This window comes from Pseudomonas rhodesiae (assembly GCF_007858255.1).
Taxonomy (GTDB): domain Bacteria; phylum Pseudomonadota; class Gammaproteobacteria; order Pseudomonadales; family Pseudomonadaceae; genus Aquipseudomonas; species Aquipseudomonas rhodesiae.
The window spans coordinates 361,914-385,786 of sequence record NZ_VFEU01000004.1; the positions used below are offsets into that span (position 1 = coordinate 361,914).

Consider the following 23,873-nt stretch of genomic DNA (forward strand, 5'->3'; position numbering starts at 1 on the left):
TGCTTATGACAAAACGATCATTGAATCCATGTGACCTATTGGTTAGAACTCACCACAGGTTGGCGCCGTAACGACGCCAACACATCGGCTCGCCACGCCGGCAGCGAGCCCACCAACGGCAGAAAAACTCTGCCCGGCCTCAGACGAGGCCGAAGGATATCAAGACAGTCAACAAGTGAGGGAAACACCCTATGAGAAGACTTAAGCGTGATCCGTTGGAAAGAGCGTTTTTACGCGGATATCAATATGGCGTTCATGGCAAATCCCGTGAGCTTTGCCCATTTACTCTACCGTCGGTACGCCAAGCCTGGATCAACGGCTGGCGCGAAGGACGCGGCGACAACTGGGACGGTATGACAGGCACTGCGGGAATCCACAGACTCAACGAACTTCACGCCGTCGGCTAATCAGGGCACTTAATTCCGACACACCACCTTTGAAGCTGTAACGACTTACCATGCGCGCCCCATCCGGGCGGCGGGCTTCGGCCCAGGGGGCTCCTTGATGGAGCCCTTTTTTATGGGCGCCGTTCAGGCCTTTCTGGGCAATGCGGCAATCGCATCCACCGACTCACGAATCAACGCCGGGCCTTTATAGATAAAGCCAGAGTACAACTGCACCAGGCTCGCACCCGCGGCGATTTTCTCGGCCGCGTGCTTGCCTTCAGTGATGCCGCCCACCGCGATGATCGGCAAGCGCCCCGCCAGCTCGGCGGCCAGCACCTTGACGATATGAGTGCTTTTATCGCGGACCGGCGCACCCGACAGACCGCCCGCCTCGTCACCATGGGCCAGACCTTCGACGCCGGCACGACTCAAAGTGGTATTGGTGGCAATCACCGCGTCCATTCCGGAATCCACCAGGGCCTGGGCCACCAGCACGGTTTCTTCGTCGCTCATGTCCGGGGCGATCTTGATCGCCAGCGGCACGCGCTTGCCATGCCGAACGGCCAGGTCTTCCTGACGCTGGCGCAGGGCTTCGAGCAATTGCTTGAGGGAATCACCGAACTGCAGGCTACGCAGGCCTGGGGTATTCGGCGAACTGACGTTAACGGTGACGTAGCTGGCGTGGGCATAGACCTTGTCCAGGCAGATCAAGTAGTCGTCCACCGCGCGCTCGACCGGCGTGTCGAAATTCTTGCCAATATTGATGCCGAGAATGCCGCTGTACTTCGCGGCCTGGACCCGTGACAGCAGGTGATCGACGCCCAGGTTGTTGAAGCCCATGCGATTGATGATCGCCTCGGCTTCCGGCAGGCGGAAGATGCGAGGCTTGGGGTTGCCCGGCTGCGGTCGCGGCGTCACGGTGCCGATCTCAACAAAGCCAAAGCCCAATTGCGCGAAACCATCAATGGCCGCACCGTTCTTGTCCAGGCCGGCAGCCAGCCCGACCGGGTTCGGGAAGTCCAGCCCCATCACCGATACCGGCATTTTTGCCGGCGCCTTGCACACCAGACCATTGAGTCCCAGGCGGCCACCGGCACCGATCAGGTCCAGGGACAGATCGTGGGAGGTTTCCGGGGAGAGTTTGAACAACAGCTGGCGGGCCAGGGTATACATGGGCGGGCTAGACTCGGATGGCGACGAAGGTGGCGGCGATTATAGCCGGGGTAACCGCGCGCAGGCGAGGCGTGCCGCCCAACGTCGCTAACGCTGCATGACCAGGGCCTCATAACGCGCCCAGATTTTTTCGGCATAGCGCTGGCGCAGTACATCGCGCTCCGGCCCAGAACCCGGCCCCACGTTGTAGGCGCCCACTGCAGTCCAGTTGTAGCCGAAGCGCTGGATAAACTCGGCGAGTATCGACGCGCCAACCTCCACCGACAGGCACGGCTCGTTCAACAAACGCTCCTCGGTAATCCCCAACTTGAGCAGGCGCGGCAAATGCATGCTGTTGATCTGCATCAGGCCGATGTCTCGGGTGCCGTTGCTGTTGGCGGTGTTTACCGCGTCAGCTCGATAGCCCGACTCCACCGCGGCGATGGCTTGCAATAACTCCGGTTCAATGTCGTAACGACCGGCAATTTCCTCCCAGCAGTAGGCCAACGCCGGATGCGCGCTCATCAACCAACCAAAGAGCAGCGCCTTGCTCCAACGCTTATCCATGTCGGACCTGACCGCAGGCAGAACACACTTGCCCCCCTTGAGTGTGCCCGTCTCGGCGCACCTTGACCGGACAGTTAAAGCGATAGCCCCTGCCGTAGATCGTCTTGATAAACCCCTTGTCGGCGCCCAAATGTTTGCGCAGCGAGTAGATGCACCGTGTCAGGGATTCTTCGGCGACCTCGCCTTGGGGCCAAACCAGCTCCAGCAAGCGATCCTTAGTCATCAGCGCACCACCCGACACCAGCAGCAATCGCAAGACATGCCACTCCTTGGGCGGCAATTGAATATCGGCGCCCTCACCGGTCAAGCGCCCATCGCCATGCAAGGTCCAACAGGCAAAAGCCAGGGAAACCGTCGTCAATTCATCATTCACGACGCCCATATCTACCTCGGTATCCGACAACTGACATTGAAGTCCTTATTTCCTTGACTGGCGCTTGCGCCCACGCGACGACTATAAAAACCCGCCTGACAACCCACCCTAGGAAAAAGCTCAGAGATCCTGCGTTTTTTGGGATCACTGCGTAGGGCGTTTCACAACGTGAACGCACGTGGGGCCCACTCTTGATAAACCTCATGCAGCTCAACCCCCAAGCGGTCCTCCAGTTGCACCAACTCGCCCAAGGCCAGCAGTTGGCCGTTGACCCGAACTTCCACGCAGTGAATGACCGCTGGCGCCAACGGCAACACCTTCCCTGGCGCAAAAGCGGCCAGACGCTTGCGGCTGATCAGTTGTTCCTGCAGAAGAATTTCCAAATGCATGGGTCAATGCCTTTATTCACGGGATCCGTCGCGATTTGGCCGCACGAACGCACGTTGCACACGCTCGTATTGCGCCGCGGTCAATGGAGGCGGCCCGCTGCCTGCGGCCGCGCCTTTCGCCTCTGCTGCAGCAGCGCGGGCCTGAATCACAAACAGGCGGACATCAGCCGAGCGTGCGGGCACCGTGCTACGGCTCTGTTCGCGCGAGTCACGGGGGAACGCGCCCAGCCACAGGCGCTTGCCCTGGGAGACGCGCACCACGCTGCTGACCCCTACCCGCCCGACCCCTGCCGGTTTATCGCGCCGCCCCTTGGCACTCATGGGGCGACCATCCTCAATATCCAGGAGCATCTCGATTTCGTTCGCTTCGGCAAAACGCGGCAGCACACTGACCTGAGTGGCGTAATGCACAGGCTTCCACTCGGCGGTGTCATCCGCGCGGGCCGGCACATAGAAGGTATGGTTGTCGTTAAACACCGCCGGCACGTTCTCCTGAGTCAGAATCACCGGCAGCGTCACCACCTTTGCTCGACGGCGGCGCTCCAGCGCAGCGATCTGCGCCATCAGGCGGTTATCCTCCAGCGGCTCCATGACACGAGTGGTCGAGGTTTTGGCATCTTCATCCCAGGCCAGGTTGAGTTTTTTCAGCTCATCGCGGCCCATGTCGACCAGCCACAGCGACACTTCGATCGATCGCCTGGGCGTATCCAGTTCCGCCACCAGTTGTTCGATAAACCGCACCTGTGCAGGTTTGCCTCTGATCAGCAGGCTGTTGGTGTCCGGATAAGCGATGACCGCAAGACTTTTGTCGGCCAGCACCCCCTTGTGCTCACTGGCCAGCACCGCTTCGATTATTGACGCTATCCCCGAGACCCTGACCTTGCCCTCACCTATCGCGTACTCACGGTCCGCCACATGGGTGTTGAGTACCTGAACCACCCCAAAGGCCTGGTCACCCACGCGCAGTTCAGCGCGCTCGCGGTCCATCAATTGCGCCAGGCGCAACACCCGGTCGACATAGCTCGGCGGGCCGAACACATAGAATGTGCGCGCGCCGTCGGCACGCAGGGGAAAGTGGGATTCCTGCAGCCCAGAGCGACGCATGAGGCTGCGAAACCGATCAATGGAAATATGCCGCAACGACACCGCCGAGCTTTTCGCTTCGCTGGCGTCATAGAGATAAAACCCTTGGCCGTCGCTGTACCAGATCAAGCCATGCTGCCGTGCCAGTTCTTCCAGGGTCTGCTGTGGCGCAGTCAAATCAAACAGACCACTGACGCGTTTGCGCGCCACCTCGCGACTCACCACGATCGGCAGACCCAAGGGTACCGACAGCGCGGTGAACACGGTATGCAGGCTCTCCTCCCGGGCCTGATAGGTCTCGCCCCAGGCCACTCCACATGCCAGCCACAGCGCGGCACACAGCCACCAGCGGCGAAGGCGGCGGCGAGACATGCGTTCGAGGAAGTCAGCGTACACCGTGGAAGTTCCTGGGGGCTGGCAGAGGAAAGCGGCCATACTGCGAGGCCGCCTCTTTTCAATCTTGATGGAAATTTAACGGCTGCCCCTCACGCTCACCCCGTGGCATGTGCCTTGCTATGAACTCTGTATCAAAGCGCGTACCAACGGCGGAACGGGCTTACGGACAAAGGCGTCGTTACCCGCAATGGCCTTGCATCGCCATCTGAGGGAGCGACGCTTTTTTTGAATGAAAAGGTAGGTGCGGATGAACGATTCGGTGGGCAACGGCCCGATAAGCAACGCGCTGGCGTGGGTGAACGGCAGCGATGCGCCGGAAAAGAGCACTCTCGACCTGGGCTTTATGGCCTTGAGCGATTGCGCCTCATTGGTAGTGGCGGCGACCCAGGGTTTCGCACAACCCTACGGCCTTACCCTGAATCTCAAGCGTCAATCTTCCTGGGCCAACCTGCGTGACAAGCTGGTCAGTGGGGAGTTGGATGCCGCCCACAGCCTGTATGGGCTGATCTACGCCGTACACCTGGGTATCGGTGGCGTGGCGCCCACCGACATGGCCGTGTTGATGGGCCTGAACCAAAACGGTCAGAGCATCAATCTTTCCCGTGGTCTGCAACAACAAGGGGTGGTCACTCCTGAGGCACTGGATCGCCATGTGCACCAAAGCCGAACAAAACTGACCTTCGCTCAGACATTTCCCACTGGCACCCATGCGATGTGGCTGTACTACTGGCTGGCGAGCCAAGGCATTCATCCGTTGCAGGACGTTGCCAGTGTGGTGGTGCCGCCCCCGCAAATGCTTGCGCATCTGCAAGCCGGCCGGATCGACGGGTTTTGCGTGGGCGAGCCCTGGAGCGCCAACGCGGTCGCGCAAGATCAGGGCTTTACCCTGGCGACCAGCCAGGCGATCTGGCCAAACCATCCCGAGAAAGTCCTCGGCTGTACCCAGGCGTTCGTCGAGCAATACCCCAACACGGCGCGGGTACTGGTGATGGCCATCCTCGAAGCCAGCCGCTTCATTGAACAGAGCATTGAAAACCGGCGCTCCACGGCGCAATTACTCAGCGGCCGCGAATACCTCGACGCGCCGCTCGATTGTATTGAGCCACGTTTACTCGGGGCGTATGACGACGGCTTGGGCAACCACTGGCAGGACCCTCACGCGCTGCGTTTTTTTGCGGGTGGCGAGGTCAACCTGCCGTACCTCTCCGACGGCATGTGGTTCATGACCCAGTTTCGCCGCTGGGGCCTGTTGCGCGACGACCCGGATTACCTGGGCGTGGCGCGCCAGGTTCAGCAACTGGCGCTGTATCGCGAGGCCGCCACCGCCTTGGGCCTCAACGCCGGGGACCAGGACCTGCGCAGCAGCCAGTTGATCGACGGCAAAGTCTGGGACGGCTCGGACCCGAGCGGCTACGCCCGCAGCTTCCGCTTGCATGCGCTGGCCGATCACGCCAACCGCCAAGCCTTGCGCTGACAGGAGAACTGCCATGCTGCGAATCCTGTTGATCAATGACACCCCCCGCAAGGTCGGGCGCTTGCGCACGGCGCTGATCGAAGCCGGTTTCGAGGTGATCGACGAGTCCGGCCTGACCATCGACCTGCCAGCACGCGTCGAAACGGTGCGTCCGGACGTGATTCTGATCGATACCGAGTCACCGGGCCGCGATGTGATGGAGCAAGTGGTGCTGGTCAGTCGCGACCAGCCACGCCCCATTGTGATGTTCACCGATGAACATGACCCGAATGTGATGCGCCAGGCCATCAAGTCCGGGGTCAGCGCCTATATCGTGGAAGGCATCCAGGCCCAGCGTCTGCAGCCGATCCTCGATGTGGCCATGGCCCGCTTCGAGAGCGATCAGGCCTTGCGCGCGCAGTTGCAGGCGCGAGACCAACAGTTGGCGGAGCGTAAACGCATCGAGTTGGCCAAGGGCATGCTGATGAAAATGAAGGACTGCAATGAAGAAGAGGCCTACACCTTGATGCGCCGCCAAGCCATGAGCCGCCAGCAGAAATTGATCCAGGTGGCGGAGCAGATCATCGCCATGAGTGAGCTGCTCGGTTGATTTGGCTCAGCTCTTGCTAATGAATCATCACAGGTAACCAACGGCGGTTGCCCCTCCACGACAAAGACGTCGCACATCCGGTTTGCCCTCGCGAACCCGGTGGCGGCGTTTTTTCGTTTTGGCCCCTGTGTGGGGCCGGTGGGGCGGCCGTAGTGGCTGTTCCATCACCAGGCCTTCTTACAAGACTCCTAACCGTTGAGGTGCGTGATGAAATCAAGCTTCTGGAAATCCGGGCACACCCCGACCCTGTTTGCCGCGTTCCTGTATTTCGACCTGAGTTTCATGGTCTGGTATCTGCTGGGCCCGCTGGCGGTGCAGATTGCCGCCGACCTGCAATTGACCACCCAGCAACGCGGCCTGATGGTGGCAACACCGATCCTGGCCGGTGCGGTGCTGCGTTTTCTGATGGGAATGCTGGCCGACAGGCTGTCGCCCAAGACCGCCGGGCTGATCGGCCAGGTGATCGTGATTGTCGCGCTGTTCGGGGCCTGGAAACTGGGCATCCACAGTTACGAACAGGCCCTGCTGCTGGGGCTGTTTCTGGGTATGGCCGGCGCGTCCTTCGCCGTGGCGCTGCCCCTGGCTTCACAGTGGTACCCCGCCGAGCACCAAGGCAAGGCCATGGGTATTGCCGGTGCCGGCAATTCGGGCACGGTATTCGCTGCCTTGCTGGCCCCGGTGCTCGCAGCGGCGTTTGGCTGGAGCAATGTGTTCGGGTTTGCGCTGATTCCGTTGATCTTGACGCTTGTGGTCTTCGCCTGGCTGGCGCGCAATGCCCCTGAACGGCCGAAAGCCAAATCCATGGCCGACTACTTCAAGGCCCTGGGCGATCGTGACAGCTGGTGGTTCATGTTTTTCTACAGCGTAACGTTCGGCGGCTTTATCGGCCTGGCCAGCGCATTGCCCGGCTATTTCAACGATCAATACCACCTCAGTCCGGTGACTGCCGGCTACTACACCGCCGCATGCGTGTTTGGCGGCAGCCTGATGCGTCCGCTGGGGGGAGCTCTGGCGGACCGATTCGGCGGCATCCGCACCCTGCTGGGCATGTACAGCATCGCGGCCATCTGCATTGCCGCCGTGGGCTTCAACCTACCCAGTTCGTACGCGGCATTGGCGCTTTTCGTCTGCACCATGCTCGGTCTCGGCGCAGGCAACGGCGCGGTGTTCCAATTGGTTCCGCAGCGCTTTCGCCGTGAAATCGGCGTGATGACCGGGTTGATCGGCATGGCCGGCGGCATCGGTGGCTTCGCGCTCGCGGCCGGCATGGGTGCGATCAAACAGAGCACCGGTAGCTATCAACTGGCCCTGTGGTTGTTCGCCAGCCTGGGCGTACTGGCATGGTTCGGTCTGCACGGCGTCAAGCGTCGCTGGAGAACCACTTGGGGCTCGGCCGCCGTGACGGCTGCACGCGTCTGATGAGCCTGCAACTGAGCGTCGCCCAGGCCAGTGCCATCGGCCCGCGCCCGGAAAACCAGGATGCGCTGCGGGTGGTCACCCCCGTGGCGGAACTGGCGGCCAGCAAAGGCTATTTGTGCGCCATGGCCGACGGCGTCAGCCAATGTGCCGATGGCGGATTGGCGGCGCGCTCGACCTTGCAAGCCCTGGCGATGGACTACTACGCCACGCCGCAAACCTGGAGCGTAGCTCAGGCACTGGAACGTTTACTGCTGGCCCAGAATCGCTGGTTGCAAGCCAACGGTGGTGGCCAGCCGCTGCTAACGACTCTAAGTGCCCTGGTGTTTCGGGGTCAGCGTTTTACCCTGGCCCATGTAGGAGACTGCCGGGTCTATCGCTGGTTGGACGGCCAACTGCAACGCATCAGCGAGGATCACGTCTGGGAACAGCCGGGCATGCAGCACGTCCTTAAACGTGCGCTGGGCCTGGATCAACATGTGGTGCTGGATTTTCTAGACGGCCACTTGCGCGAGGGCGAGTGCTTCCTGCTTCTCAGCGACGGCGTATGGGCAACCTTGGCCGAGCACAGCATCCAGGCCATCCTGCGTGAGCAGGCGGACCTGGACGTAGCTGTGGCCACCTTGGTCAATACTGCCCACTTGGCCGGCAGCCAAGACAATGCCAGCGCGTTGCTGGTACGCGTTGATGCCTTGGGTGCCGCCACCCTCGGCGACGCCCTGGTGCAGTTGCAGCAATGGCCGCTGCCACCGCCATTGAAACCCGGCCAACCGTTCGAAGGCTGGCGGGTGGAAGCATTAGTGGCGCAAAGTCGACAATCCTTGCTCTACCGGGTCCGCGATACCCAGCAACAGCCCTGGCTGTTGAAAACCTTGCCACTGAGCCATGACGACGATAGCCAAGCCGGCCAGGCTTTGCTGGCCGAAGAGTGGTTTTTGCGGCGCATGGCCGGACGCGCATTCCCAGAAGTGCACAGCGCCGGTAGCCGGCAGCACTTGTATTACGTCATGCGCGAGTATCCGGGGCAGACCCTCGCCACCCTGTTCCAGCTTCAGGGGCCCCTGCCTCTGGCCCAATGGCAGTCCGTCGCCGAGCGCTTGCTGCGGGCCGTGGGCCTGCTGCACCGGCGGCAAATCCTGCACCGCGATATCAAACCGGAAAACCTGTTGTTGGGGGACGACGGCGAGTTGCGCGTGCTGGATTTCGGCCTGGCTTACTGCCCCGGCCTGTCGGAAGACCGTGCCCACGAACTGCCGGGCACCCCAAGTTTTATCGCGCCCGAAGCCTTCAATGGCCAAGGGCCTACCGCCCAACAAGATTTATACAGCGTTGGCGTCACCTTGTATTTCCTGCTGACCGGGCATTACCCCTACGGCGAAATCGAAGCCTTCCAACGGCCCAGATTCACCCAGCCTGTCAGCGCAAGCCGCTATCGCCCCGACCTGCCGGACTGGCTGCCGCTGAGCCTGGAACGGGCGGTGGCCGCCCAGCCGTCGCAGCGTTACGAAACCGCCGAAGAATGGCTACTGGTACTGGAGCAGGCTGACCGGCGTGAGCTGAGCGTCCGCCCCAGGCCTTTGCTGGAGCGAGAACCGCTAAAAGTCTGGCAAACCGTGGCACTGCTGTCGGTGCTGATCAATCTGGTGTTGCTGTATGCACTCCTTCATAACTGAGTATCTCTACACGAGGGCAACCTTATGAACGCAAAAGTCTGGTTGGTGGGCGCAGGTCCCGGCGATCCGGAGTTGTTGACCCTCAAGGCGGTCCGCGCCCTGTGTGAAGCCGACGTGGTGTTGATCGATGATCTGGTCAACCCGGCAGTTTTGGACCACTGCGCCGCGGCGCGCGTGATCACCGTGGGCAAACGCGGTGGCTGCCGCTCCACCCCTCAGGACTTTATCCACCGCCTGATGTTGCGCTACGCACGCCAGGGCAAATGCGTGGTACGCCTCAAGGGCGGTGACCCGTGCATTTTCGGACGAGGCGGCGAAGAGGCGCTGTGGCTGCGCAATCGGGGCATTGAGGTAGAACTGGTCAATGGCATCACCTCAGGGCTGGCAGGCGCGACCAACTGTGGGATTCCCCTGACATTGCGTGGTGTAAGCCGTGGCGTAACGCTGGTCACTGCGCACACCCAGGATGACAGCCAACTGAACTGGCGCGCCCTGGCCGAAGGCGGGACTACCCTGGTCGTGTATATGGGAGTGGCCAAACTGGACGAGATTCGTCAGCACTTGATGGAGGGTGGCATGGCGGCGGACATGCCCGTGGCGATGATCGAGAATGCATCGCTGCCCCAGCAGCGCGAGTGCCGTAGCCTTTTGTCGCACATGCACGAGGATGCCCAGGCATTCGCCCTGAAAAGCCCGGCGATCCTGGTGATAGGCCGTGTTGCCGCCAGTGAACAAGCTGCATATGTCGCAGCCGCCGCCAGCGCATGACACAAATGGCAGGCGAAAAAAAACCCGGCCTGAGCCGGGTTTTTTCTACAACTCAGTAATTACTGAGCGGTAGCTTCAACCGAAGCTTCTACGCGACGGTTGATAGCGCGACCAGCTTCAGTTGCGTTGTCAGCAACTGGGCGGGATTCGCCGTAACCTACAGCAGTTACACGGCTAGGAGCCACGCCGTCTTTAACCAGGACTTGCTTAACAGCGTCAGCACGACGCTGGGACAGCTTCTGGTTGTAAGCGTCTGGACCTACGGAGTCAGTGTGACCAGCTACTTCTACGTTAGTAGATGGGTACTGAGCCATGAAGTCGGCCAGGTTTTTCACGTCGCCGTAGCTGTTAGGCTTAACAACGGCTTTGTCGAAGTCGAACTTAACGTCCAGCTCAACACGAACAACCTGAGCAACTGGAGCTTCTGGCTCTGGAGTTGGCTCTGGAGCTGGTGCTGGGGTAGGAGCTGGAGCAGCTGCGCCAGCGTTACCGCCGAAGTTCACGCCCAGGCCGACCAGTGCGGAGTAATCCCACTTGCCGTTGTCCAGACCGTAGTCAGCTTCAACACCAGCACGAGCGTACAGGTTGTTGGTGAAGTAGTACTTAACGCCGGTACCGACAGTGGCGAAAGTGGTCTGGTCGCGACCGCTGTGACCGTCAACCTTAACGTTGGTACGGCTCTGGTGACCGAAACCGCCTTCTACGTATGGACGCAGGGAGTCTACGCCAGCTTGACCGAAGTGATACTGGGCAACCAGGCTGCCGGTATCGCCTTTGATCTTCTGGTTACCAGTACCGTCGTTCGAACGGGTGTGGTTGGTCTTGTCGTAGGACAGGTTCAAGGACAGGTCGTCGGTCAGGAAGTAACCGATGCGAGCGCCAGGATTGAAGCCGTCTTCGATGTGCTTGACGCTATCGTTGTACTGCTTCTTGTAGAACAGCTCGCCTTCAACTGCGCCTTGGCCTTGTGCCAGAACGCCGAAAGAAGTAGCGGCAATAAGAGAACCAATGGCCAAGCCCAAGGTGTTTTTCAGTTTCATCCGTTAAATCCCCATCTGGTGATTGTAAAGCAGTCCCACAAACCGGGGGACAACTCGGCGACAAGTCTAACAGAACTTGCCTACACGTAAGAGATATTTGCCACGCACTAAGTTTCAGTCTCGCCCGCAAATTTCTCACGTAATTTATCAAGAGCACGTTTGTAACGCATTTTTGTAGCACTCAAACCCATGTGCATGATGTCGGCGATTTCCTGAAACTCCAGCTCTGCGACAAAACGTAGCACCAGAATTTCCCGATCAATCGGATTCACATGCACCAACCAGCGATCGAGCCCGCCCTTTTCCTCGGGTGCCGGCGCCTTTTCTTCAGACGCCTCCTCAAGGGGGTCCAGGCTCAAAGCGTCCATCAAGCGACGCTTTCGCCGTTCCTTTCGATACTGCGTGATGCACTCGTTGTACGTGATGCTGTAGAGCCAGGTCTTGAACTTCGATTTGCCCTCGAAGTTCTTCAGGCCGTACAACACCTTGAGCATCACTTCCTGACAGACATCGTCAGCATCTCTATCGTTCCCCAAATACCTTGAACAAACGTTGAACAGAGTGCGTTGATATCTGCGCATCAATTCTTCGTACGCGCGAGTTACGTGAAACAGCTCCGTGTGCGAGCGCGCGACCAACTCCTCATCAGAGAGCTCACGGGGGTCATAGCGCGTGGACAGCGATTGGGCTTTATTCAAAACAAGTCGTGCCGACAGTCAGGTCAATGTCCGCTGCGGCCCGATCACCCGGGTTCGCGGCGGCGTACATTAGCAGGGTTTGCCGGTTTAGCGGCTACTGACCTGCTGCTCCAGGAGAATGCGATTGGACAGCGACACCAGCTCGCCGTCATCAGTCAACACGGTCGTCTTGACTGTGCCGATCTCCTCGATTTGCCCTTCGACCTCGCCCACACGCACCTGTTGGCCCACCTGGTACAACTCGCGCACATAGATTCCTGCAAGAATCTGACCGGCAATTTCCCGGCTACCCAAGCCCATGGCCAGCGCAACGGCCAGACCAACGGTAATCAAAACGATCACAATCACATGGTTGAGCAGGTCAGTCTTGACCTCCAACTGGCTGATCGCGACCGAAATACTGATGATGATCACCAGCCCCTGGGCGATCCGCCCCAGCCCTGCAGCGTAGTCCAACCCCACGCCTTCGGCGGCTCCGCGCACCAACCCGTTGGCCAGCTGCGCCAGTAAGACACCGACCAGCAGCACCAGCGCGCCGCCGAAAACCTTCGGCAAATACAGCGCAAGCATGTCGAGCGTAGCTGAAACTCGCTCAAGGCCAAGGGATTGAGCGGCAGAAACCAGAAAAATCAGCAACACGAACCAGTAGACGATCTTGCCGACCAGTGTGGAGATCGGCACTTGCAACCCGGCGCGCCCCAGCAACTTGGTCAGGCCGGTGCCTGCCATCAAGCGATCAAGGCCCAGTTTCGCGAGCAATTTGGACAGCAGGGTGTCGAGCAGCTTGGCCACGACAAAACCCAGCAACACCAGCACCAGCGCACCGAACAGGTTGGGAATGAAGTTTGCCACCTTGGTCCACAATGCGGTCATCGCGGTGACCAGGCTCTGGGTCCAGAGATCAAGTTCCATATTCAATCAGCCTTATCAGCAGTGCGAGCAAGAGGTTTACGACGGGAAACCGGTGAAACGTGGGCAGAACCATTGTTCAGCGCCATCATCAAGGCCGGCAGCCAACGACCTAGCAGACCGAACAGATCCCCCGCCCCGACCTGACGGTTGGCGGTTTTCAACACGCGCCCCAGGCAAGCATCGTCATCGCGGTTGGACGGCGAAGCATTGAGCATGTCACGCAAAGACTGTTCGAACGGATCGTGCATAAAGACCTCTCGCAAGTGATTTAAAAGACGAGGGTAAATTTCATGGGGTCACATGGGACCCTTCCTACGTTCAGCTCATATTCAGCTCAAACCCAACGCAACCGTCGAAACAGCCACCATTGCCCGAGCGCCACCGAGACCATCAGCAGGCACGCAAGCATGAATCCATAGGGGCTGGCAGAGAACGGAATACCGCCCACATTGATGCCCAGCAAACCGGTCAGGAAGCTCATCGGCAGGAAGATTCCAGTGATGATTCCGAAGCGGTACATGGTGCGGTTCATGCGTACGCTCAAGCGCCGGTCTTCGGCCTCCAGCACAAGCCCCACGCGCTCCCGGGTCAATTCGAGTTCTTCCAGATAGCGTGTGAGGCTGTTGTTCAATTCGTTCCAGTAATCAGCATCGTCGTCGCAGAACCACGGCAATTTGATCCGCGTGAGCTGAGCAAAAATATCTCGCTGCGGTGCCAGAAATCGCTTGAGTCCGGCTGCTCGCCGGCGGATCTGCAATACGCTGCCATGCTCCGGGGTATACCGTTCGTCGGTATCGAGTTTTTCTTCCTCGGCATCGACGATTTCAGACAAATCCGTGACCAGATCCTGCACTTTATTGGTCAGGTACTGCGCCATATAAAGGATGAGTTCCGACGCGGTGCGCGGCCCCTTGCCATCCGCCAGTTGCAGCAGCAACTCATCGGTGGCGCGCAACGGGCGCAGACGCAGGGAAATAACCCGGTTGGCCGCCGCGAAAATGCGCACCGAGACCATGTCTTCCGGTTCGGCGCCGGGATTGAGGTTGACCCCTCGCAGAAACAGCAACAACTGCGAATCCGGCAGCGGCAACAGGCGCGGGCGCGTGTTTTCCTCCAGCAACAGGTCGCAGGCGAATTCACTCAAGCCACTGGATTTGCGCAGCCAGGTCTGCGTCTGGGGATGGCTGCGATCCCAGTGCAGCCACAGGCTTTCCTGGGGCTGCAACTGCAGGTCATCCAGCTCAGTCCGGGCAATCGAACGCGCACCGCCTTTACCGTCGAGCACCAGGGCATGCACCAGCCCCCATTGCGCGTTTTCTTCCTCGAACATCCTCACCCCTGTCGGCTTTTACGATTTATTCAGGCATTTTCAACGGGCTGGGCGACACGATCACGCCATTGTTATCGGCATACACGTATTCACCCGGGCGGAAGGTGACGCCGGCAAACGTGACCGCCACGTTCAGGTCGCCAATGCCGCGCTTGTCGGTTTTCATCGGGTGACTGGCCAGGGCTTGTACGCCCAGGTCGGTCTGGGCGATGACGTCGACATCACGGATGCAACCGTAGATGACCAGCCCTTCCCAACCGTTTTTCGCAGCTTTCTCGGCGATCATGTCGCCCAGCAGCGCGCGGCGCAGGGAACCACCACCGTCGACCACCAGCACCTTGCCGGTGCCCGGCTGATCGGCCTGTTCCTTGACCAGCGAGTTATCCTCAAAGCACTTGATGGTGACAATCTCGCCGCCAAAGGAGTCTCGGCCGCCAAAATTGCTGAACATCGGCTCGACCACCTGCACCAATTCAGGGTAGGCGTCGCACAGGTCGGGGGTCACGTAATGGTTCATCGAAAAATTCCTTTCTGCCAGAGAAGTGTCTTTCAAAGAAGTACCGGGCGAAACGGGTGGGAAACATCCCATCGGTTTCACTGCAACGCAATAGCCTCTACGCGACTGAATATGACCAGAAGCGTCCGGCGCGTCATATCTTAGCCGCAACCTCGCAGGAGTGAAACGCCCTTGGTAGAGCGCTTGGTCAAACCGCCGCGAGGGCCTGCGCCGGCGCGCCGAGCAATGGTGTAATTGGGTCTTTCAACCACTGCTCCACCAGAGGCCAGACCTCGGCTTGGGCAGCTTTGCTGACCAGCATCTCGACATGCCCGAAATCTTCGGTAAACCCGTGCTTGCGTCCCAGACACACATATTGCCGATGCTCAGTGCCGACTTGTTCGAACAGCTTGCGGCAAGCCCAGTCCGGGTCCTGATGGTCGCCCGCCGCACTTACCGCCAACAACGGCACGTCGACGTCCGCCAAGCCCTTCCACCAGTCACGCTCGGCATCGCCGAAGCGCCCGAACAGCCCGTGCCAGCGCATATTTTCAATCAATACCCCCACCGGCTCGTCTTCGGGCCCGCGTTTGAAACGCGCACCGGACACTTCAGCCATTCGCTTGAGAATAAAGCGCCCGCCCCACTCCACCGGTGGAATTTTCAACGGCCAGTAGGTGCGGCTGACCTGACAGCCAAACAACGCGACCGAAGCCACCGCCGGCGCCCCCAGATACTGCCCACCCAGGGCCGCCGCCAAGGTCGTACCGCCCAGAGAATGGCCGATCCAGTGCGGGATTTGCGCGCTTTGCTCACGCACGAACGCGCCGATGGCCGGCAAGTCGTAACGCGCGTAATCAGCCACTCGGTTACGCGCATACGCTTGATTGCGCTTGGACAGACCATGGCCGCGCATTTCCGCAATCCACACGTCAAAGCCTCGACGAGCCAGATAGGCGCCCAGGCCAATGCCCTTGGGCGAGTACCAGAAGCGTCGATTGGAAAAACTGCCGTGCAACAAAATAACCGGGATGCCCCGGTTTTCCGGGACATCGGCCAGCCCCAAACGGGTCACCGCCAGTTCGACGCTGCCGTCCGGGCTGTTGCCGGGTTTGAGGCGATACACATCTTCACTTAGGTCGCCACGACGCTCAGCGCTGATCAAGGCGACGGGAAACAGGTTGCTGCTGCTTTGCATAATGTTCTTGCACAAAAAAGGGCGGCGTCCACATGGATTCCCGCCCTGTACAGATAAGAATGCCGGTCAACCTCACGGCTGACCGGCACTTTTCACGGATCGACCTCAGGCGGACGCTTGGCCTTCCGCCAGGAAGAACCAGGTTTCCAGCACCGAATCGGGGTTCAGCGAAACGCTTTCGATGCCCTGTTCCATCAGCCATTTGGCCAAGTCAGGGTGGTCCGAAGGGCCCTGGCCGCAAATGCCGATGTACTTACCGGCCTTGTTACAGGCCTGGATGGCATTGGCCAGCAGCTTCTTGACCGCCGGGTTACGCTCGTCGAACAGGTGCGCAATGATCCCGGAGTCACGGTCCAGGCCCAGGGTGAGCTGAGTCAGGTCGTTGGAACCGATGGAGAAACCGTCGAAGAATTCCAGGAACTCTTCAGCCAGGATCGCGTTGGATGGCAGTTCGCACATCATGATCACACGCAGGCCGTTCTCGCCGCGGGTCAGGCCGTTCTCAGCCAGCAGGTCAACCACCTGGCTCGCCTCGCCCAAGGTCCGTACGAACGGCACCATGATCTCGACATTGGTCAGGCCCATCTCGTTACGCACGCGTTTGAGCGCGCGGCACTCAAGCTCAAAGCAGTCGCGGAAGGTTTCGCTGATGTAACGCGAGGCGCCACGGAAGCCCAGCATCGGGTTTTCTTCTTCCGGCTCGTAGAGCTTGCCGCCGATCAGGTTGGCGTATTCGTTGGACTTGAAGTCCGACAGACGCACGATGACCTTTTTCGGGTAGAACGCCGCCGCCAGAGTACTGATGCCTTCTACCAGTTTCTCGACGTAGAAACCCACTGGGTCGTTGTAACCGGCGATGCGCTTATCGACGCTTTCCTTGATATCCAGCGGCAGGCCATCGTAGTTCAGCAAAGCCTTGGGGTGCACGCCGATCATACGGTTGATGATGAATTCCAGGCGGGCCAGGCCCACGCCGGCGTTCGGCAACTGCGCGAAGTCGAAGGCGCGGTCCGGGTTACCAACGTTCATCATGATCTTGAACGGCAGGTCCGGCATGGCGTCGATGGAATTTTGCTTGATATCGAAGCCCAGTTCGCCTTCGAAGATGAAACCGGTGTCGCCTTCGGCGCAGGACACGGTCACGCCCTGGCCGTCCTTGAGCAACTGCGTGGCATTGCCGCAGCCCACGACCGCAGGAATCCCCAGCTCACGAGCGATGATCGCCGCGTGGCAGGTACGCCCGCCACGGTTGGTGACGATGGCACTGGCGCGCTTCATCACCGGCTCCCAGTCCGGGTCGGTCATGTCGGAGACCAGCACGTCGCCTGGCTGGACTTTGTCCATCTCGGAGACGTCTTTGATGATGCGAACCTTGCCGGCGCCAATGCGCTGGCCGATGGCGCGGCCTTCCACCAATACGGTACCGGTTTCTTTGAGCAGGTAGCGCTCCATGACATTGGCCGAAGTGCGGCTCTTCACGGTTTCCGGACGGGCCTGCACGATATACAGCTTGCCGTCGTCACCGTCCTTGGCCCATTCGATGTCCATCGGGCACTGGTAGTGCTTTTCGATGATCATCGCTTGTTTGGCCAACTCGCTGACTTCAGCGTCAGTCAGGCAGAAACGCGCGCGTTCGGCCTTGTCGACTTCAACGGTTTTTACCGAACGACCGGCCTTGGCCTCGTCGCCATAGATCATCTTGATGGCCTTGCTGCCCAGGTTACGGCGCAGGATGGCCGGGCGCCCCGCTTCGAGGGTGCCCTTGTGTACGTAGAATTCGTCGGGGTTGACCGCGCCCTGTACGACGGTTTCACCGAGGCCGTAGGCGCCGGTGATGAACACCACGTCACGGAAGCCGGATTCGGTATCGAGGGTAAACATCACGCCGGCGGTGCCGGTTTCGGAACGGACCATGCGCTGCACGCCGGCAGACAGGGCAACCAACTTATGGTCGAAGCCCTGGTGCACGCGGTACGAAATCGCGCGATCGTTGAACAGCGAGGCAAACACTTCCTTGGCCGCGCGGATCACGTTTTCCACGCCGCGGATGTTGAGGAAGGTTTCCTGCTGGCCGGCGAAAGAAGCGTCGGGCAAGTCTTCGGCGGTAGCCGAGGAGCGCACGGCAACGGCCATGTCCGGGTTGCCCGCCGACAAGGTCGCGAACGCGGTGCGGATTTCTTCGTTGAGCTTCTCGGGGAACTCGGCTTCCATGATCCATTGGCGGATCTGGGCACCGGTCTTGGCCAGGGCATTGACGTCGTCGACGTCCAGGGCATCCAGCGCGGCGTGGATCTGAGCATTGAGGCCGCTCAGTTCGAGGAAATCGCGGTAAGCCTGGGCCGTGGTGGCGAAACCACCCGGCACCGAGACACCGGCGCCCGCAAGATTACTGATCATCTCGCCGAGGGATGCGTTCTTGCCCCCCACATGCTCTACATCATGGACGCCGAGCTTATCGAGGGAAACTACGTACTCTACCAAGGTGATCTCTCCACTAACTGTGTTGGAAAAGCTCAGGACGCCGGCTGCTCGTAGGAGCATTCGCCAGCGTTTGTGGCCTGGACCTGGAAAATAAGTGAGAATGCGGCCCACAGTGGGACGGCAAAATCGCGCCTATCATATCCAAGATTCGTCATCAGCTTAAGGCCCAGGGCTCAAATGAAACGATCTGCTTTCTTTATTTCCGACGGCACCGGCATTACAGCCGAAACACTGGGTCAAAGCCTGCTCGCGCAGTTCGAAAACGTTACCTTCGCCAAATTCACGCGGCCTTACATCGACAGCGTGGAAAAAGCGCGGGCCATGGTACAACAAATCAATCTGGCGGCTGAAAAAGACGGTTTTCGGCCGATCATTTTCGACACCATCGTCAATCAAGACATTCGTGAGATTCTCGCAACCTCGAATGGTTTCATGATCGACATTTTCTCCACGTTCCTGGCGCCACTGGAACAGGAGTTGAGCGAACATTCCTCCTATTCGGTCGGAAAGTCCCATTCCATTGGGCATAACTCCAACTATATGGAGCGTATCGAGGCGGTAAACTTTGCCCTCGATAACGATGATGGCGCCCGCACCCACTACTACGACAAAGCCGATCTGATCCTGGTGGGCGTGTCGCGCTGCGGCAAAACGCCCACCTGCTTGTACATGGCCATGCAATTCGGTATCCGCGCGGCTAATTACCCGCTGACCGAAGACGACATGGAGCATCTGACCCTGCCGGCCGCTCTGCGCGCCCATTCGCACAAATTGTTCGGCCTGACCATCGACCCGGACCGCCTCACCGCCATCCGCAACGAACGCAAGCCCAACAGCCGCTATTCAAGCTACGCCCAGTGCGAGTTTGAAGTGCGTGAGGTGGAAAATCTGTTCCGCCGCGAGAATATTGCGCACATCAATTCCACGCATTTTTCGGTGGAGGAGATCTCGGCGAAGATTCTGGTGGAAAAGGGCGTAGAGCGTAGGTTTAAGTGAGGCAGCTGCAAGTTGAAGCCGCAGGCCACGGCCACTCAGCTCTAAGCTTGCAGCTTGCCGCTATCCAAACTACAGCTGAAACCGCCCCCCTCCTTGCCCCAACGCCGTGGCCAACGCATCGAACCCCGCGCGCAACAACTGATCGTCCCCCGAGGTGTTGCAGATACTCGCCCGGATAAACTGCGGCACGGCGGTCTGCCCCACGGCGAAGGCTTCGGCAGTGGCGATCAGGTAATTATTCTGCTTGAGTTCCGCCTCGATTTCCGACGCACGCCACGGCTCAGGGACTTCAATCCAGAAGTGCGGACTGTTGAGATGGGTGCGGTACTCCAGCCCCTCCAAAAGGCCGCGCACCAGGGCTTTGCGCCGGCTGATCTCATTGATCTGCTGGCTGAGCAGGTATTGCGCCGTGCCGTTTTCGATCCACTGCGTGGCCAGCTCCAGAGTAACCGGCGTGGCCATCCAGCACGTCGAACGCAACGCTGCCGAGATGCGGCTGACCAACGCCGGCGGTGCATGCACATAGCCCACCCGCAGGCCCGCGGATACGGCCTTGCTCAGGCTACTGATCAAAATCGTACGCTCAGGTGCGAAAAAACTCAGCGGCGGTGGCCGATCTTCCACCAGCACACCATGGGCTTCGTCCTCCAGAATCAGCAGGTTGTGTTCGCGGCACACCTTGACCAGTGCTTCGCGACGCGCCACCGATAACACTGCGGTGGTCGGGTTCTGAATCGTCGGTGTGCAGTACAACGCCGAAATCCGGTGATTACGACAGACTTCATCCAGCGCACTGGGCAGTACCCCTTCGTCGTCCATTTCCAGGCCGATCAAGCGGACGCCGAGCATACGCGCGGCAGTGATCAGCCCAGGGTAAGTCAGTTGTTCGGTGACCACGGTGTCGCCCGCGCGCAACAGCGCCATCATCGCGCAGAGCAAGCCATGCTGGCCGCCATTGACGCAGATAACCTGTTCGGGAATCGGATGGAAATCGCTCTGCACCAGCCACTGCGCGCCCGCGTCGCGGTAGCGCGGCAGACCGGCATCCGGGGTGTAGGCACTGATGTCCTGCAAGAACTTGGCGTTGGTCGACAGGGTCTGGAAGCTCTGGGCCAGGAAGGCGGTCTCCTGCCCTGGGATATGCATATTGCGGCTCATGTCGAAGTACTGGCGCGGTTCCTCACTGAAGTTGCGAAACCCTTCATCGCGCTGGCGCTCCATCCCACGCTTGCGCACGAAAGTGCCGTCACCTACCCGAGCCACCACCAACCCAAGGCGCTCCAGTTCACCGTAAGCCCGGCTGATGGTGCCGATAGTCACCCCCAGGTTATCGGACAGCACCCGATGGGGCGGCAGTTTTCGCCCCGGTTCAATCAAGCCTTCAAGGATGCCTCGCTCCATCACATCGGACAGGCGCTTGTACTTCACGCCCTGCCCGCTGGACAGCCCCTCACGCATAATTGACACCATGTCAATATTTGTTTTGACAGCCATCTTTCGCCCTAATAGTGTGCTTTTACGGGTTCAATCGCCGAATTTAACCAGTCATTACAAGTTCAATATAGAGTTCAATTTCGGCTCAGGGAAGCAATAAACGATGCCAATGTCCGCCGTCCTCGAAAACACCGCCAAAACCAAAACCCAGAAACAGTGGGTGGCCGGGCTGGTGACCAGCGTCATGTTTCTGATCGTGTGCCTGAGCTGGGGCACCACCTGGCTGGGGATCAAGATCGCCGTGGAGAGCGTGCCGCCACTGACCTCGGCGGGCCTGCGTTTTCTGATCGCCTTTCCGTTGTTCCTATGCTTTGCCATGGCCCGTCGCGAGCCGATTCTGTTTCCCCGCGAGAGCCGCTGGTTCTTTGTGTTCGTGACCCTGTCCTACTTCAGCGTGCCCTACTACCTGCTCAACTACGGCGAGATGCATGTGTCGTCCGGCCTCACTGCCCTGCTGTTCAGCTGCATGCCGGTGTTCATCCTGATTTTCTCGGCGCTGTTCCTGCGCGAGCGCATCTATTTTTCCCAGGTGGTCGGCATCGGCATCGGCTTCGGCAGCCTCTACATGATCATCCGCAGCCAGGGCCTGCACCTGGATCACGCCGAGTTCTTCGGGGTGTTGGCGATTCTGACCGCCGCGATCATGCATGCCTTGTGCTACGTCATTACCAAGCAAAAAGGCAGCGCCATCAGCGTGATCACCTACAACACCCTGCCCATCGGGATTGCCGGGATGATGCTGTTTATCGCCGGCCTGTTGTTTGAAACGCCAACGTTCGATGCCATCACCCTGCGCTCATGGAGCGCGCTGGTTTACCTCGGGCTGGTGGCCTCGGTGGGCGGTTTCATCGTGTATTTCATGCTGCTCAAGCGCTTGAGCCCGATCATCCTGTCGTTTGTGTTCATCATTTTTCCGGTGTTCGCAGTGATCATCGGCGCCTGGTACGAAGGCGTGCCGATTTCCCGCGACCTGATGCTGTACTCGGCCATCCTGCTGGCCGGTTTTGCAATCACCAAACTGCCGATCGAAAAATTCCTGGCCAAGAAAAATTGACCTGCCCGACCCATCACCTTCAACCACGCGAGAGAAACATGGACGTGCTCCGCCCCGACGCCCTGGAACAGATCTACACCCACGCCAGCCGCACCTATCCAGAGGAATGCTGTGGCTTCGTCTTCGCCGACGGCAGTGTGTACCAGGGCAGCAATATCCAGAATGAGCTGCACCGCAAGAACCCCGAGATGTACCCGCGCAGCGCGGCCAATGGTTACACCTTCTCGGTAGCCGACACCCTGCTGATGAACAAGGCGTTTCGCAGCGACAACCCGGTGGTAGTGATCTACCACTCACACCCGGATGTCGGCGCCTATTTCAGCGACGAAGACCAGGACAAGGCACTGTTCATGGGCGAACCGATCTACCCGGTCAGCTACCTGGTGGTCGATGTTCGCCAGGGCCAGGCCCTGGGTTCCAAGCTGTTTGCCTGGGATGGCAAGCAGTTCGCCCTTAACCCTTTCAACGACCTGCACACGGAGTTGTCCATGAACGCTGTCTCTTTCCCCGACATTCTGGTCCGCGTGGCCAAGCTGCCGGAATCGACCCTTGAGGGCACCGGATCGACATTGCGCGAAGTCATTGAAAACCTCTGCAGCAGCCACCCGCAACTGCGTCCGCATCTGTTCCACGAAAAGAACAACCAGCTCAAGGAACACTTCCTGTTTACCGCCGAGCAAGAGCTGATCAGCGCCGACGACCCGCTGCCGGAAAAAGCCAGCATCGAAGTGCTGCTCGCTACATCGGGCGGGATGGACGTCGACACCTTGAGCAACGAAGAAGTGCAGCGCTACGTGCGCCATATCACGCTGCCCGGCGTGGGTCGCGAAGGGCAGTTGAACCTCAAGAAAGCCAAGGTGCTGATCATCGGCACCGGCGGCCTCGGCTCGCCCATCAGCCTGTACCTCGCGGCGGCCGGCGTCGGCACCCTGGGGCTGGTGGACTTCGACGTGGTGGAAAGCAGCAACCTGCAACGCCAGATCGTCCACGGCAACAGCACTCTCGGCCTGCCCAAGGTCGAATCAGCCAAACAGCGCTTGCTGGACCTCAATCGGCATATTCGGATCAATGCCCACGACACCGCCCTGAATGCCGACAACGCCCTGGACCTGGTGGGCGCCTATGACTTGGTGATCGACGGCACCGATAACTTCGACACCCGCTACCTGGTCAACGATGCCTGCGTACAGTTGGGCAAGCCCTTGGTATACGGCGCGATCTACCGTTTCGACGGGCAGATCAGCGTGCTCAACTACCAGGGCGGGCCGTGCTACCGCTGCCTGTTCCCCAGCCCACCGCCCGCCGAACTGGCGCCCAATTGCAGCGCCGGTGGCGTGATCGGCGTGCTGCCGGGGGTAGTCGGAATGATCCAGGCCACCGAGGCCATCAAGCTGTTGATCGGCATTGGTGAACCGTTGTCCGGCCGGTTGATGCGCTTCGACGCCCTGGCGATGAAATTCAGCGAGATCCGCTTCAAGCGCCGCGCCGACTGCCCGTGCTGTTCGGAACTGCGCCACAGCCAAGCCGTGGCGCCGGCCGTGTGCGCCGATGCCATGCTGCGCGCGCCTTCACTGGCCGAGGAACGCTACATCAAGCCCCAAGGGCTCAAACAGGTCATCGAACACCCCAGCAGCGCCGACGTACTGTTGGATGTACGCGACGCCAGTGAACTGGAGGTATGCAAGTTGCCGGGGGTGGTGCATATCCCCCTGGCGGAGCTGGATGGGCAGCTGGATCGCCTCAACCGCGACAACACCCATTACCTGATCTGCTATGCCGGCACCCGCGCCGAGCAGGCCGCCAGCACGTTGCTGGCGGCGGGCTTTGCCAACACCAAAGTCCTGCAAGGCGGCATGAAGCACTGGGTTCGCGACGTCGAACCCGACATGCCTTTGTACTGACCACCGG

The 23,873-nt window shown here is 59.9% G+C and carries 23 protein-coding genes; 9 read left to right on the forward strand and 14 right to left on the reverse strand.

Annotation, left to right across the window (positions count from 1 at the left end):
• Positions 1-191: 191 nt before the first annotated feature.
• Complete coding sequence (rmf, locus tag FIV35_RS08575) at positions 192-407, forward strand: ribosome modulation factor (protein WP_002553055.1); 216 nt, start codon at positions 192-194, stop codon at positions 405-407.
• Between the two features lie 123 nt (positions 408-530).
• On the opposite strand, the gene FIV35_RS08580 is transcribed toward rmf, so the two are convergent.
• The 5 genes from FIV35_RS08580 to sctC all read right to left on the reverse strand — a co-directional run bounded on the left by FIV35_RS08580 (position 531) and on the right by sctC (position 4,322).
• Positions 531-1,559: a quinone-dependent dihydroorotate dehydrogenase gene (locus FIV35_RS08580; protein ID WP_034138947.1), complete on the reverse strand. Its 1,029-nt coding sequence runs from the start codon at positions 1,557-1,559 to the stop codon at positions 531-533.
• 87 nt (positions 1,560-1,646) lie between these two features.
• Positions 1,647-2,105, reverse strand: coding sequence for a transglycosylase SLT domain-containing protein (locus tag FIV35_RS08585; protein ID WP_034138948.1), 459 nt, complete (start codon positions 2,103-2,105; stop codon positions 1,647-1,649).
• A complete protein-coding gene (locus FIV35_RS08590) occupies positions 2,098-2,487 on the reverse strand; it encodes a winged helix-turn-helix domain-containing protein (protein ID WP_034138949.1) in 390 nt (129 codons plus the stop codon). Before FIV35_RS08590 ends, FIV35_RS08585 begins: the two co-directional genes overlap by 8 nt.
• 152 nt (positions 2,488-2,639) lie before the next feature.
• Positions 2,640-2,867 (reverse strand): FliM/FliN family flagellar motor switch protein, encoded by a 228-nt coding sequence (locus tag FIV35_RS08595; protein ID WP_034138950.1) that lies wholly within the window; start codon positions 2,865-2,867, stop codon positions 2,640-2,642.
• A 12-nt stretch (positions 2,868-2,879) separates the two neighbouring features.
• Positions 2,880-4,322 carry a type III secretion system outer membrane ring subunit SctC gene (gene sctC / locus FIV35_RS08600; protein ID WP_034139008.1) on the reverse strand — a complete coding sequence of 481 codons (1,443 nt, stop codon included), beginning with the start codon at positions 4,320-4,322 and terminating at the stop codon, positions 2,880-2,882.
• Between the two features lie 271 nt (positions 4,323-4,593).
• On the opposite strand from sctC, the gene FIV35_RS08605 reads away from it, so the two are divergent.
• The 5 genes from FIV35_RS08605 (at position 4,594) to cobA (ending at position 10,266) form a co-directional block, all read left to right on the forward strand.
• On the forward strand, positions 4,594-5,820 hold the full coding sequence (locus tag FIV35_RS08605; protein WP_034138951.1) for a CmpA/NrtA family ABC transporter substrate-binding protein: 1,227 nt from the start codon (positions 4,594-4,596) through the stop codon (positions 5,818-5,820).
• A 13-nt stretch (positions 5,821-5,833) separates the two neighbouring features.
• Positions 5,834-6,409: an ANTAR domain-containing response regulator gene (locus tag FIV35_RS08610; RefSeq protein ID WP_034138952.1), complete on the forward strand. Its 576-nt coding sequence runs from the start codon at positions 5,834-5,836 to the stop codon at positions 6,407-6,409.
• Between the two features lie 207 nt (positions 6,410-6,616).
• Entirely contained in the window at positions 6,617-7,828 is a 1,212-nt protein-coding gene (locus tag FIV35_RS08615; RefSeq protein WP_034099712.1) for a nitrate/nitrite transporter, read from the forward strand.
• Positions 7,828-9,498, forward strand: coding sequence for a bifunctional protein-serine/threonine kinase/phosphatase (locus tag FIV35_RS08620; RefSeq protein ID WP_034138953.1), 1,671 nt, complete (start codon positions 7,828-7,830; stop codon positions 9,496-9,498). The genes FIV35_RS08615 and FIV35_RS08620 overlap by 1 nt, the downstream gene beginning before the upstream one ends.
• A gap of 24 nt (positions 9,499-9,522) precedes the next feature.
• Positions 9,523-10,266, forward strand: a complete 744-nt coding sequence (gene cobA, locus FIV35_RS08625; protein ID WP_034138954.1) for a uroporphyrinogen-III C-methyltransferase — start codon at positions 9,523-9,525, stop codon at positions 10,264-10,266.
• A 59-nt stretch (positions 10,267-10,325) separates the two neighbouring features.
• Here cobA and FIV35_RS08630 read toward each other — a convergent pair whose 3' ends face one another.
• From FIV35_RS08630 to ppsA, 8 genes are all read right to left on the reverse strand, one after another.
• On the reverse strand, positions 10,326-11,306 hold the full coding sequence (locus FIV35_RS08630; RefSeq protein ID WP_034138955.1) for an OmpA family protein: 981 nt from the start codon (positions 11,304-11,306) through the stop codon (positions 10,326-10,328).
• Positions 11,307-11,413: 107 nt separating this feature from the next.
• Complete coding sequence (sigX, locus tag FIV35_RS08635; RefSeq protein ID WP_034114827.1) at positions 11,414-12,004, reverse strand: RNA polymerase sigma factor SigX; 591 nt, start codon at positions 12,002-12,004, stop codon at positions 11,414-11,416.
• Positions 12,005-12,091: 87 nt separating this feature from the next.
• Complete coding sequence (locus FIV35_RS08640; RefSeq protein WP_034099717.1) at positions 12,092-12,916, reverse strand: mechanosensitive ion channel family protein; 825 nt, start codon at positions 12,914-12,916, stop codon at positions 12,092-12,094.
• Positions 12,917-12,918: 2 nt separating this feature from the next.
• Positions 12,919-13,164, reverse strand: coding sequence for a hypothetical protein (locus FIV35_RS08645; protein ID WP_005790375.1), 246 nt, complete (start codon positions 13,162-13,164; stop codon positions 12,919-12,921).
• A gap of 86 nt (positions 13,165-13,250) precedes the next feature.
• Complete coding sequence (locus FIV35_RS08650) at positions 13,251-14,246, reverse strand: zinc transporter ZntB (RefSeq protein ID WP_034138956.1); 996 nt, start codon at positions 14,244-14,246, stop codon at positions 13,251-13,253.
• 25 nt (positions 14,247-14,271) lie between these two features.
• Positions 14,272-14,763, reverse strand: coding sequence for a ribonuclease E activity regulator RraA (gene rraA, locus FIV35_RS08655; protein WP_034114828.1), 492 nt, complete (start codon positions 14,761-14,763; stop codon positions 14,272-14,274).
• A gap of 187 nt (positions 14,764-14,950) precedes the next feature.
• Positions 14,951-15,940, reverse strand: coding sequence for an alpha/beta fold hydrolase (locus FIV35_RS08660; protein WP_034138957.1), 990 nt, complete (start codon positions 15,938-15,940; stop codon positions 14,951-14,953).
• 105 nt (positions 15,941-16,045) lie between these two features.
• A complete protein-coding gene (gene ppsA / locus FIV35_RS08665) occupies positions 16,046-18,421 on the reverse strand; it encodes a phosphoenolpyruvate synthase (protein WP_034099721.1) in 2,376 nt (791 codons plus the stop codon).
• Between the two features lie 177 nt (positions 18,422-18,598).
• On the opposite strand from ppsA, the gene ppsR reads away from it, so the two are divergent.
• Positions 18,599-19,417: a posphoenolpyruvate synthetase regulatory kinase/phosphorylase PpsR gene (ppsR, locus tag FIV35_RS08670; RefSeq protein ID WP_034099722.1), complete on the forward strand. Its 819-nt coding sequence runs from the start codon at positions 18,599-18,601 to the stop codon at positions 19,415-19,417.
• Between the two features lie 69 nt (positions 19,418-19,486).
• On the opposite strand, the gene FIV35_RS08675 is transcribed toward ppsR, so the two are convergent.
• Positions 19,487-20,911: an aminotransferase-like domain-containing protein gene (locus FIV35_RS08675; protein WP_034138958.1), complete on the reverse strand. Its 1,425-nt coding sequence runs from the start codon at positions 20,909-20,911 to the stop codon at positions 19,487-19,489.
• A gap of 160 nt (positions 20,912-21,071) precedes the next feature.
• On the opposite strand from FIV35_RS08675, the gene FIV35_RS08680 reads away from it, so the two are divergent.
• A complete protein-coding gene (locus tag FIV35_RS08680) occupies positions 21,072-21,965 on the forward strand; it encodes a DMT family transporter (RefSeq protein WP_162276715.1) in 894 nt (297 codons plus the stop codon).
• Between the two features lie 38 nt (positions 21,966-22,003).
• The gene (gene moeB, locus FIV35_RS08685; protein ID WP_034138960.1) at positions 22,004-23,866 is read left to right on the forward strand and encodes a molybdopterin-synthase adenylyltransferase MoeB; all 1,863 of its coding nucleotides are present in this window, start codon (positions 22,004-22,006) and stop codon (positions 23,864-23,866) included.
• Positions 23,867-23,873: the final 7 nt, after the last annotated feature.

What these genes read in the sequence shown, in the direction of transcription:
- FIV35_RS08580 (WP_034138947.1), bottom strand. Translation starts at nt 1,559, where the DNA reads ATGTATACCCTGGCCCGCCAGCTGTTGTTCAAACTCTCCCCGGAAACC.
- sctC (WP_034139008.1), bottom strand. Translation starts at nt 4,322, where the DNA reads ATGTCTCGCCGCCGCCTTCGCCGCTGGTGGCTGTGTGCCGCGCTGTGG.
- moeB (WP_034138960.1), top strand. Translation starts at nt 22,004, where the DNA reads ATGGACGTGCTCCGCCCCGACGCCCTGGAACAGATCTACACCCACGCC.
- FIV35_RS08660 (WP_034138957.1), bottom strand. Translation starts at nt 15,940, where the DNA reads ATGCAAAGCAGCAGCAACCTGTTTCCCGTCGCCTTGATCAGCGCTGAG.
- cobA (WP_034138954.1), top strand. Translation starts at nt 9,523, where the DNA reads ATGAACGCAAAAGTCTGGTTGGTGGGCGCAGGTCCCGGCGATCCGGAG.
- FIV35_RS08595 (WP_034138950.1), bottom strand. Translation starts at nt 2,867, where the DNA reads ATGCATTTGGAAATTCTTCTGCAGGAACAACTGATCAGCCGCAAGCGT.
- FIV35_RS08590 (WP_034138949.1), bottom strand. Translation starts at nt 2,487, where the DNA reads ATGGGCGTCGTGAATGATGAATTGACGACGGTTTCCCTGGCTTTTGCC.
- FIV35_RS08630 (WP_034138955.1), bottom strand. Translation starts at nt 11,306, where the DNA reads ATGAAACTGAAAAACACCTTGGGCTTGGCCATTGGTTCTCTTATTGCC.
- rraA (WP_034114828.1), bottom strand. Translation starts at nt 14,763, where the DNA reads ATGAACCATTACGTGACCCCCGACCTGTGCGACGCCTACCCTGAATTG.
- FIV35_RS08615 (WP_034099712.1), top strand. Translation starts at nt 6,617, where the DNA reads ATGAAATCAAGCTTCTGGAAATCCGGGCACACCCCGACCCTGTTTGCC.
- FIV35_RS08645 (WP_005790375.1), bottom strand. Translation starts at nt 13,164, where the DNA reads ATGCACGATCCGTTCGAACAGTCTTTGCGTGACATGCTCAATGCTTCG.
- FIV35_RS08610 (WP_034138952.1), top strand. Translation starts at nt 5,834, where the DNA reads ATGCTGCGAATCCTGTTGATCAATGACACCCCCCGCAAGGTCGGGCGC.
- ppsR (WP_034099722.1), top strand. Translation starts at nt 18,599, where the DNA reads ATGAAACGATCTGCTTTCTTTATTTCCGACGGCACCGGCATTACAGCC.
- FIV35_RS08640 (WP_034099717.1), bottom strand. Translation starts at nt 12,916, where the DNA reads ATGGAACTTGATCTCTGGACCCAGAGCCTGGTCACCGCGATGACCGCA.
- FIV35_RS08605 (WP_034138951.1), top strand. Translation starts at nt 4,594, where the DNA reads ATGAACGATTCGGTGGGCAACGGCCCGATAAGCAACGCGCTGGCGTGG.
- FIV35_RS08650 (WP_034138956.1), bottom strand. Translation starts at nt 14,246, where the DNA reads ATGTTCGAGGAAGAAAACGCGCAATGGGGGCTGGTGCATGCCCTGGTG.
- rmf (WP_002553055.1), top strand. Translation starts at nt 192, where the DNA reads ATGAGAAGACTTAAGCGTGATCCGTTGGAAAGAGCGTTTTTACGCGGA.
- FIV35_RS08675 (WP_034138958.1), bottom strand. Translation starts at nt 20,911, where the DNA reads ATGGCTGTCAAAACAAATATTGACATGGTGTCAATTATGCGTGAGGGG.
- FIV35_RS08585 (WP_034138948.1), bottom strand. Translation starts at nt 2,105, where the DNA reads ATGGATAAGCGTTGGAGCAAGGCGCTGCTCTTTGGTTGGTTGATGAGC.
- FIV35_RS08620 (WP_034138953.1), top strand. Translation starts at nt 7,828, where the DNA reads ATGAGCCTGCAACTGAGCGTCGCCCAGGCCAGTGCCATCGGCCCGCGC.